The 8,637-nt window shown below is 68.9% G+C and carries 10 protein-coding genes; 5 read left to right on the forward strand and 5 right to left on the reverse strand.

Annotated features, from left to right (window positions below):
- Positions 1 to 57 precede the first annotated feature (57 nt).
- The 5 genes from dmpG to AC3WVS_RS24740 all read right to left on the reverse strand — a co-directional run bounded on the left by dmpG (position 58) and on the right by AC3WVS_RS24740 (position 5,387).
- Complete coding sequence (dmpG, locus tag AC3WVS_RS24720; RefSeq protein WP_035823796.1) at positions 58 to 1,083, reverse strand: 4-hydroxy-2-oxovalerate aldolase; 1,026 nt, start codon at positions 1,081 to 1,083, stop codon at positions 58 to 60.
- 10 nt (positions 1,084 to 1,093) lie between these two features.
- Positions 1,094 to 2,002 (reverse strand): acetaldehyde dehydrogenase (acetylating), encoded by a 909-nt coding sequence (locus AC3WVS_RS24725; protein ID WP_492320716.1) that lies wholly within the window; start codon positions 2,000 to 2,002, stop codon positions 1,094 to 1,096.
- A 45-nt stretch (positions 2,003 to 2,047) separates the two neighbouring features.
- On the reverse strand, positions 2,048 to 2,830 hold the full coding sequence (dmpE, locus tag AC3WVS_RS24730; RefSeq protein WP_492320717.1) for a 2-oxopent-4-enoate hydratase: 783 nt from the start codon (positions 2,828 to 2,830) through the stop codon (positions 2,048 to 2,050).
- A gap of 68 nt (positions 2,831 to 2,898) precedes the next feature.
- On the reverse strand, positions 2,899 to 4,461 hold the full coding sequence (locus AC3WVS_RS24735; RefSeq protein WP_492320718.1) for a DUF1302 domain-containing protein: 1,563 nt from the start codon (positions 4,459 to 4,461) through the stop codon (positions 2,899 to 2,901).
- 137 nt (positions 4,462 to 4,598) lie between these two features.
- Complete coding sequence (locus AC3WVS_RS24740) at positions 4,599 to 5,387, reverse strand: SDR family oxidoreductase (RefSeq protein WP_492320719.1); 789 nt, start codon at positions 5,385 to 5,387, stop codon at positions 4,599 to 4,601.
- A gap of 126 nt (positions 5,388 to 5,513) precedes the next feature.
- Here AC3WVS_RS24740 and AC3WVS_RS24745 point away from each other — a divergent pair, with 126 nt between their 5' ends.
- The 5 genes from AC3WVS_RS24745 (at position 5,514) to AC3WVS_RS24765 (ending at position 8,603) form a co-directional block, all read left to right on the forward strand.
- The gene (locus AC3WVS_RS24745) at positions 5,514 to 6,386 is read left to right on the forward strand and encodes an alpha/beta fold hydrolase (protein ID WP_492320720.1); all 873 of its coding nucleotides are present in this window, start codon (positions 5,514 to 5,516) and stop codon (positions 6,384 to 6,386) included.
- Positions 6,387 to 6,425: 39 nt separating this feature from the next.
- Complete coding sequence (locus AC3WVS_RS24750; RefSeq protein ID WP_492320721.1) at positions 6,426 to 7,211, forward strand: SDR family NAD(P)-dependent oxidoreductase; 786 nt, start codon at positions 6,426 to 6,428, stop codon at positions 7,209 to 7,211.
- 24 nt (positions 7,212 to 7,235) lie between these two features.
- Positions 7,236 to 7,613: a nuclear transport factor 2 family protein gene (locus tag AC3WVS_RS24755; protein WP_492320722.1), complete on the forward strand. Its 378-nt coding sequence runs from the start codon at positions 7,236 to 7,238 to the stop codon at positions 7,611 to 7,613.
- Between the two features lie 13 nt (positions 7,614 to 7,626).
- Positions 7,627 to 8,280, forward strand: coding sequence for a TetR/AcrR family transcriptional regulator (locus AC3WVS_RS24760; protein ID WP_492320723.1), 654 nt, complete (start codon positions 7,627 to 7,629; stop codon positions 8,278 to 8,280).
- A gap of 86 nt (positions 8,281 to 8,366) precedes the next feature.
- Positions 8,367 to 8,603 (forward strand): hypothetical protein, encoded by a 237-nt coding sequence (locus tag AC3WVS_RS24765; RefSeq protein WP_492320724.1) that lies wholly within the window; start codon positions 8,367 to 8,369, stop codon positions 8,601 to 8,603.
- Positions 8,604 to 8,637: the final 34 nt, after the last annotated feature.

Consider the following 8,637-nt stretch of genomic DNA (forward strand, 5'->3'; position numbering starts at 1 on the left):
GCCATGCACGGCCGCGCAGCGGCGCCGCCGGGCTTGATCGAAGCCGGGGCGACAGCGTCACGGCACCAGCAGGCCCCGTTCGCGCGCCAGCGTGATCGCCGTATCCTCGATCATGTCCTCCTGCCCGCCCACCAGCCGCTGCCGGCCGAGCTCGACCAGGATCTCGCGCGCGGGGATGCGGTACTTGGCCTCGGCGCGCTTGGCGAACAGCAGGAAGGACGAGTACACGCCGGCATAGCCCAGCGTGAGCGCGTCGCGGTCGATGCGGATGGGGTGGTCCATGATCGGCACCACCAGGTCTTCGGCCACGTCGGCGATGCGGTAGACGTCGACGCCGGTCTCGATGCCCATGCGCTCGCACACGGCCACCAGCACTTCCATCGGCGTATTGCCGGCACCGGCGCCCAGCCCGGCGGCGGCGGCGTCGATGCGGCTGGCGCCGCAGGCGATCGCGGCGAGCGAATTGGCCACGCCCATGGCAAGGTTGTGGTGGCCGTGGAAGCCCAGCTCGGTCTCGGGGCGCAGCGCCTGCCGCACGGCGCCCAGCTTCTCGGTGACGTCGTGCGGCAGCATGTGCCCGGCCGAGTCGGTGATATACAGGCAGTTGGCACCATAGCTTTCCATCAGCAGCGCCTGCTGCACCAGCGTCTGCACCGGTGCCATGTGCGCCATCATCAGGAAGCCCACGGTATCCATGCCCAGCTTGCGCGCCATGCCGATATGCTGCTCCGAGACATCGGCCTCGGTGCAGTGGGTGGCGACGCGGATGGTATGCACGCCGATCTCATGCGCCATGCGCAGGTGGTCGACGGTGCCGATGCCGGGCAGCAGCAGCGCGGAGACGCGCGCCTGCTTCAGTTCGCCCAGCACCGCGCGCAGGTATTCCTCGTCGCTGTGCGCGGGGAAGCCGTAGTTGACCGAGGCGCCGCCCAGGCCATCGCCGTGGGTGACCTCGATCAGCGGCACGCCGGCGGCGTCCAGCCCGCGGGCAATGCCTTTCATCTGTTCCAGCGAGATCTGGTGGCGCTTCGGGTGCATGCCGTCGCGCAGGGTCATGTCGTGCAGGGTGATGCGTTGGACCATGGCTGGCTCCTCAGGCGTTGGCGGTTTCTTGCGCGCTGCCGGCGCGCATGGCGGCGGCGATGCACTCGGCGGTGCGGGCCGCCGAGGCGGTCATGATGTCCAGGTTGCCGGCATACTTGGGCAGGTAGTCGCCCAGGCCCTCGACCTCCAGGAAGATCGACACGCGCTTGCCGTCGAACACGGGGCCGTTCTTCAGCGTGTAGCCGGGCACGTACTTGCGCACTTCGGCAATCATGTCGTGCACCGAGGCGGTAATCGCGGCAACGTCGGGCGCATCGTCGGTCAGGCAGTGGATGGTGTCGCGCATGATCAGCGGCGGCTCGGCCGGGTTGATCACGATGATGGCCTTGCCCTGGCGCGCGCCGCCCACGGCTTCGATCGCGCCCGCCGTGGTGCGCGTGAACTCCTCGATATTGCGGCGCGTGCCGGGCCCGACCGAGCGCGACGACACCGTTGCCACGATCTCGCCATAGGCCACCGGCTGCACGCGCGAAACCGCATACACCATGGGGATGGTGGCCTGCCCGCCGCACGTGACCATGTTGACGTTCATCTCGTTGCTGCCGATATGGGCGTCCAGGTTGACCGGCGGCACGCAGAACGGCCCGATCGCCGCCGGCGTCAGGTCGATCACGCGCACGCCGCGCGCGGTCAGCTTGGCCGAGTGCTCGGCGTGGGCGTAGGCGGAGGTGGCATCGAAGGCGATGCGGATATCGTCGGCCTCCAGGTGCGGCAGCAGGCCGTCGATGCCGTCGCTGGTGGTCTTCAGCCCCAGCTCGCGCGCGCGCGCCAGGCCTTCGGATGACGGCTCCACGCCGACCATCCAGACCGGTTCCAGGATGTCGCTGCGGCGCAGCTTGTAGAGCAGGTCGGTGCCGATATTGCCGGGCCCGATCAGGGCACATCGGATCTTGTTCATGGGGTCTCGCTTGGCAAAGTCAGGAAGTCAGGAAAGTCGTGGAAGTCAGCGGAACACGGCGCTGCAGCCGCCGATGCCGGTGATATGCATGGACAGCCGGTCGCCCGCCTGCACCGGAATCAGCGCCGCCAGCGAACCCGACAGGATGGTCTCGCCGGCCAGCAGCGGAATGCCGAAGCTGCCCAGGGTGTTGGCCAGCCACGCCACCGCGTCGGCGGGATGCCCCAGCGCGGCGCTGCCAAGCCCAGTGGCCACGCACTCGCCGTTTTTCTCAAGCGTCATCGCGCATGCGCCCAGGTCCAGCGCGTGCGGGCTGACGCGTTCCGCGCCGAGCACATAGACGCCGCAAGACGCGTTGTCGGCGACGGTGTCCTCGATGCGGATGCGCCAGTCCCGGATGCGCGAATCCACGATCTCGAAGCAGGCCGCCACCGCTTCGGTGGCGTCGAGCACATCGGCGCGCGTCACGCCCGGGCCGCGCAGGTCGCGCCGCAGGAAGAAGGCAATCTCGCCCTCGGCGCGCGGCTGGATCAGGGTATCGGTGGAGATGGGCTGCCCGGCGGCGTACTGCATGCTCTGCAGCAGGATGCCGAAGTCTGGCTGGTGCACGTCCAGCATCTGCTGCACGGCCGCGCTGGTCACGCCGATCTTCTTGCCGGTGACGCGGTCGCCGGCCGCCAGCCGGTGGGCGATAAAGCCTTGCTGGATGCGATAGGCAGCGTGGACGTCGAGCCCCAGTCCGCGGCCGCTGAGCGGCGGCACCGGCGCGCGCGTGACCAGCGCATGGTGGAGTTCATTGCTGAGCGTGGTGATCAGGTCGGCGTTCATGGCAGGGGAGGGTCGGGCCGCGCTGCCGCGGCGGCAGCGCGCCGCGGCAGTTCGGGTCAGGACAAAGGTCAGAACGAGTACTTGGCGTTGAAGGCCACGTAGTCGCGGTCAGCCAGCGGACGGTTGGCGATGTTGGGCCCGCCGATGAACGCGGCGTAGGTCAGGCTGAGCTCCAGGTTGTTCAGGTACTTGAAGGTCAGCCCCACGCTGGCGCGCTTGTCGCCATAGCCCATCAGCGTGCCGAAGGCGCCGGCCACCGCCGACTGGCCGCTGAACTGCTGAGCGTAGGTGAGTGGCACACTCATGTCCCAGCCATCGAACACATTGTTGTAGGTCAACGACCAGCCCACCTGGAACGCCGCCGAGTTGCGGGTGTTCGACAGCTTGCTGAAGCCCATCACCGGGTCCACGTCCAGCACGTGCAGGTAGGCGACTTCGCCCAGCAGCGTCTGCGAGTCGGCCAGGAAGGTCGGGCCCACCGAGTAGATCGCGGAGAGCTGGCCCTGCAGCGCCTTGCCGCGCGTCGCGGTGGGCGAGCCGGCCACGTCCACCAGCATCGGCACGCCGTCCTTGTAGCTGACTTCACCGGCGACGTTGGCGCCCAGCACCTGCGTGGAGAAGCTGGCGCCGGTCAGGTTGATGCCGCCGTAGAACTTCTGCTGGTACTGCAGCGTGGGAAAGAGCGAGGTGACCACGCTCGGGTTCTTGTCGTGATAGCGCAGCTGGTACAGCCCGATCTCGGTGCTGTCAAATACGCGGAAGCGCGCGCCCACGCCCCATTGCCCCCAGTCCGAGGGGCGGATATCCGGGCCGCGCGGGATGTTGAAGCCGGGCCCGATGATGAACTCCGCGCCCGGGCCGACCACGTCGGTGGAGCTGAAATAGCTGCCCGGTGCGAAGATCTGGTTCGGCTTGTAGGTGAACTGGTAATAGCCCATCACGCTGAATGCCGGCGTGACCTGCAGCTGCAGCGACGCCTGCGGCACCGGCAGCAGGATGTCCTTGACCTCGGCGCCCGGCACGAAAGCCTTGGTGGCATCGGCAGGCCCTTGCGCGCCGGCGATATTGGCGAAGAACAGGCTCTCGCCCCAGGCGACCACCTGGTTGCCCAGCTTGAAGCTCAGCTGCGTGCTGCCGATCGGCGCCGCGCCATAGACATAGGCATCGAGCAGTTGCGCGCGGTGCTCGTGATAGTCCTGCGCCGAGTTGGTGAACTGGTTGAACGGGCCGCTGTGGTTGACCGTGAACGGCGCATTGTTCGAGTTGGTGCCGCTGTAGGCCCAGTCCTGGAACACGCTGCCGCGCACCAGCGCGCCGAAGACGTCGTGCTTGAGATGCGCTTCGCCCAGCAGCGAGACGCGGTTGGCGATCATGTCGCCGCGCTTGAAGTTGCGGTTGCCATCGTCGCCGTTGATGTTGGCGGGGCTCAGCAGCGTGTTGCTCTGGTGGCCGGTGCGCACCGCCGCGCCGTAGGAGGCGGTGACGCTGTAGTCGAGCGTGGTGTCGTGGCCAAGGTCGATGGTGTCGCCGGCCCTCGCTGGCGTTGCAAGCAGCGCGGCCAGTGCCGCCGCGGCAGCGATTGGCCGCAGCCGGTTGCGGCGTTTCAGTGGGCCGAGTTGTGGATGGTGCATGGTGGTCTCCCCGTGGTGTCGGTGTTGGTTCATTGCCTGGCACTTCGAATGGCGCTCGCCTGGTCGCAAGCGTAGAGAGGGCCAGCCATGCACAAATCGGCAGAACGGACTAGGCGGTTTCCCTACAGGCGGGCCGCTCAGCCGCGATTGACCGAGGCCGCGTCGAGAAAGGCCGGGCGCTCGCCGCCGCCATCGATCACGAGATTGGCGCCCGACACGTACGACGCCTGCGGCGATGCCAGGAACAGGCACGCGCCGGCGATGTCGTCCGGATGCGCGAGCCGGCCCAGCGGCACCGTCGCGGCCATGGTGCGCAATGCCTCGGGGTCGCCGTAGTGCTGCTGCTGCGAGGTCTCGGTCAGCACCACGCCCGGGCTGACCGCGGCAACGCGCACCTTGGGCGCCCATTCCACCGCGAGCGTGCGCACCGCATTGAGGATGCCGGCCTTGGCGGCGCCATAGGCCGCCGTGCCGGGCGAAGGACGCAGCGCGCTGACGCTGCCGACGAACAGCTGCGTGCCGCCGCCGGCCTGTTGCTGCATGCGTGCATTGGCGCGCTGCGCGAGCTGCAGCGGCGCTACCAGGTTGAGCCGGATCACCGATTCCAGCAGCCGTGGCGAGGCCTCCGCAACCAGCGCGAACGGCGAGCCGCCGGCGTTGTGGATGACCACGTCGAGCGTCGGGCTGGCCTGCGCGATCTGCGCCAGCATGGCATCGACCTGTTCGATGTCGCGGATGTCCGCCGGGATGAAGCGGGCGCTGCGGCCATCCGCGGCCGGCACTTCGCTGTCGTCGGCGGGCGCGGTGCGGCCGCATACGAAGACCTGCGCGCCGGCGCGCAGGAAGGCCTCACTGATGGCGCGGCCGATGCCGCGCATGCCGCCCGTGACCAGCACGGTCTGGCCGGTGTAGTCGAATCCTGTCATGGGTCCCCCTTGATGCATGGAGCGCCCATCGTAGGAGAAGTGGCCGTCCGGATCGTAGTCCGAATGAACGATGCCCGCGCTGGCGGCGCTGCGCAATATGCTGGGCAAACCACGGGAGACGCCCTCATGTCCGCTACGTCACAGCACACGCCTTTGTCCCCACACCCGAACCTGCCGGTCGGGCGCTTCGTCACCACGTCAACGGGCCTGCGCCTGCACTGCCTGGACTCCGGCAGCGGCGAGCCGGTGGTGTTTATCCACGGCAGCGGGCCGGGCGCGAGCGGGCACAGCAACTTCCGCCACAACGCGCCGGCCTTCGCCGAGGCGGGCCTTCGCACCGTGGTGGTGGACCTGCCGGGGTATGGCCTGTCGTCCAAGCCGGACGATGTCGAGTACACCCTGGACTTCTTCGTCGCCGCGCTGCGTGAGCAGTTGCTGGCACTGGAGCTGCCGCGCTGCGTGCTGGTGGGCAATTCGCTTGGCGGCGCCATCGCGCTGAAGTACGCGCTGGACTTCCCGGAGCATGTCAGCCGCCTGGTGATGATGGCGCCCGGCGGCGTGGAGGAGCGGGAAACCTATTTCCAGATGGAGGGCATCCAGCGCATGGTGTCGCTGTTTACCGGCGGCCACATGAACCCGGACACCATGCGGCAGCTGCTGCAACTGCTGGTGCACGACGCCAGCCTGGTCACCGACGCGCTGGTCGAAGAGCGCATGGCGGTGTGCCGCGAGCAGCCGCGCGAGGTGCTGGCCACCATGAAAGTGCCCAACCTGACCGAGCGGCTGGGCGAGATCCGCTGCCCGGTGCTTGGCTTCTGGGGCACGGAAGACCAGTTCAATCCCGCCTCGGGCGCCACCAAATTCCTGGCCGGCTGCGCCGACGCGCGCTTCGTCATGATCAACCGCTGCGGCCACTGGGTGATGGTCGAGCACGCCGCTTATTTCAACCGTGAATGTCTCGGCTTCCTGGCGGATACCGCCCAGGGCGGGGCGGCATAATTGGCTCGCACGTCCACACAAGAAGACCCAGGAGACATCATGGAATACCCGTATAGCCTGTTCGACCTGCGCGGCAAGGTTGCCGCCATCACCGGTGCCGCGCGCGGCATCGGCGCGGAAACCGCCCGCGTGCTGGCGGCGGCCGGCGCGAAGGTCGCGGTACTAGACGTGCTGGAAGCCGACGGCAAGGCCACCGCGGAAGCGATCTGCGCCGAAGGCGGCGAGGCCGCGTTCTGGAAGCTCGACGTCACCAGCGAAAGCGACGTGAAGCGCGTGTTCGCGGAGATCGCGGCGCGCTTCGGCGGCCTCGGCATCCTGGTGAACAACGCCGGCATCGAAGGGCCCAATGCGCCGACCCATGAGCTCGCGCTGGAGCAATGGCAGCAGGTCATGGCCGTGAACGTGACCGGCACCTTCCTGTGCACCAAGCACGCCATCGGTCACATGGAGCGCGCCGGCGGCGGCGCCATTGTCAACGTGTCGTCGATGTACGGCATCGCCGGCGGGCCGGACGTGCCGCCTTATCACGCATCCAAGGCCGCGGTGCGGATGATGGCCAAGACCGATGCCATGCTCTATGCCGGCAAGGGGATTCGCGCAAACTCGATCCATCCCGGCTATATCCGCACGCCGATGCTCGAGCACGTGGCCCAGGCCTCGGGGCAGGGCGAGGCGCTGTTCGACTACCTGGGCGGGCAGACCCCCGCGGGCAAGGTGGGCCAGCCGCGCGACATCGCCGCGGGCATCCTGTACCTGGTGTCCGACGCCGGACGCTATGTCACCGGCGCCGAGCTGGTGATCGACGGCGGCTACACCGCACGCTAGAACCACCAGACAAGGAGAATCCCCATGCCCGATAGCGCCGCAATGAAAGCCACGCTGCTCGCCTATGCCGAGCGCTTCAATGCCGGTGACGCGCAGGGCGTTGCCGCGCTCTACGCCGACGATGCCACCGTCGAAGACCCGGTCGGCGCGCAGCCGATCGCCGGCAAGCCGGCCATCCTGGCCTTCTACCAGCACACCACCGCGCTGGGCGCGCGCCTGGAGGTGGTGGCGCCGCCGCGCGGCTCGCACGGCGACGCCGCCGCGCTGACCTTTGCCGTGCACGCGCGTCTGGAAGGGCGGCCGGCCCGCATCGACGTGACCGACATCATGACGTTCGGCGCAGACGGCCGCATCCGCAGCATGCGCGCCCACTGGGGGCCGGACGACGTGCATTTCCTGTAGGCCCGCCGCGCCCATGGCCCGCCACACCCGCGAGGATGCCGCCGTCACGCGGACGCGCATCCTGGCCAGCGCGCTGCAACTGATCCGGCACCGCGGCCTGCATTGCGTCACCGTGGACGATGTGGCCCGCGCCATCGGCATGACGCGCGGGGCGGTCTACGGGCATTTCCATTCCCGCACCGAGCTGCTCGGCGCGCTGCTGTCGTGCGCCGAAGCCGACTTCGCCGCCCGCCTCGCGCCGCTGGCGCAGGGCCGCGCCGGCAGCGGACCAGGCGCGCTGGAGCAGGCGCTGGCCGCCTTGCTCCATGGCGATGACCTGGCGCGCCATGTCAGCCTGCTGGCGGCGCTGCTGCAGCACAAGTGCGGCGACGACTGCGAGCTTTGCCCGCTGCGCGCCCGCGTGCTGGCGGGCGTCGAGACCCTGCGCGCGACCTTTGCAGACCTGCTGCCGGCCCCCGGCCTGGCCAGCCTGCTGGTGGCGCACCTGTGGGGCCTGCTGAGCGCGCACGCCATGCACCTGGCGCCGTCTGGCCTGTCCGGCTGTGCCGCGGCGCTGGCCGGGCTGTATCAAGGGCCCGATGTGCCGCAGCATCCGTCCCTGTCCACCATCCCCTCCTGTCGATCCGACGCCACTTTCGATCCGGCGCTGCTGCGGGATACCCCTTAGTCTGCTCGGACGAAGCGTTTCGGGCCGGCGCTGACTACGATGCTTTCAAAAGCATGGAAACCCAGCAAGGGTGCGGAGGAGACAGCATGAAGCGGCTCGGATTTCGTTGGGCGGCGGGCCTGGCCGGGGCCGGCGCCGCGATGGGCGCGGCCTGGGCGATTGCCGTGGGCGGCGACCTTGCCACCGCGCATGGCAGCCAGGACGAGATGCCCGCTGTCAGCGCGGCCTCCGCCGACGCGGCGCAAGACCACTGCAACGACGCCTGCGTGCGCAGCCGCGGCACCGCGGCGTTGGTGGTGCTAAGCCAGAGACCTCCGCATTGACCTGTCGGTCGCGCCGCCTCTTCCGGTGTCGCCA

This window comes from Cupriavidus sp. CPT47-8839-RL05A, from assembly GCF_058792255.1.